The organism is Mangrovihabitans endophyticus, from assembly GCF_014646155.1.
Classification (GTDB): Bacteria; Actinomycetota; Actinomycetes; order Mycobacteriales; family Micromonosporaceae; genus Actinoplanes; species Actinoplanes endophyticus.
Genome location: NZ_BMMX01000190.1, coordinates 1 through 545, shown reverse-complemented (window position 1 = coordinate 545; position 545 = coordinate 1). Strand labels below are relative to the sequence as shown.

Below are 545 nucleotides of genomic sequence, written 5' to 3'. Positions count from 1 at the left end.
ACATTGAAATTTAGGTTAACTTTACACAATTAAAGAAGCTAAATATGAAAAGCACAATCTTTATCTTTCTTTTGCTCGTAACAATGTCCTGCCAGAACAGTGAAAGGAAACAAATCGAGCAACTGGTAAAAGAATGGACCGACAGGGAAATCCTTCTGCCCGAAGGACCTGTCTTCACCCGCTTCGCCACTGATACTGTCTCTTATACAATCCAACCCGCCAGATACAAGGTAATCGTATTTGTGGATTCGGTGGGCTGCATCAGTTGCAAGCTCCAGTTACCCAAATGGAAGGACCTGATCAACGAGGTGGATTCATTGAGTGAAACAGACATTCCATTTCTGTTCTTCTTCCAGACAAAGAATGTAAGTGAAATTAGACATATCCTTAGATGCGACAACTTTGCAAATCCAGTATGCATCGATACAGCAGACGATCTTTACAAACTGAACCGATTTCCCAGCAATATGATGTTCCAGACTTTTCTAGTGGATGCCGGTAACCGGGTGAAAGTCATTGGGAATCCAATCCACAACCTATCTGTC

General features: G+C 42.0%; 1 protein-coding gene. It reads left to right on the top strand.

Going from position 1 to position 545, the window contains the following annotated elements; translation table 11 throughout:
* Positions 1 to 44 precede the first annotated feature (44 nt).
* The coding region (locus IEY73_RS33100) for a hypothetical protein (RefSeq protein ID WP_444543396.1) at positions 45 to 545 on the top strand (501 nt) is incomplete at its 3' end.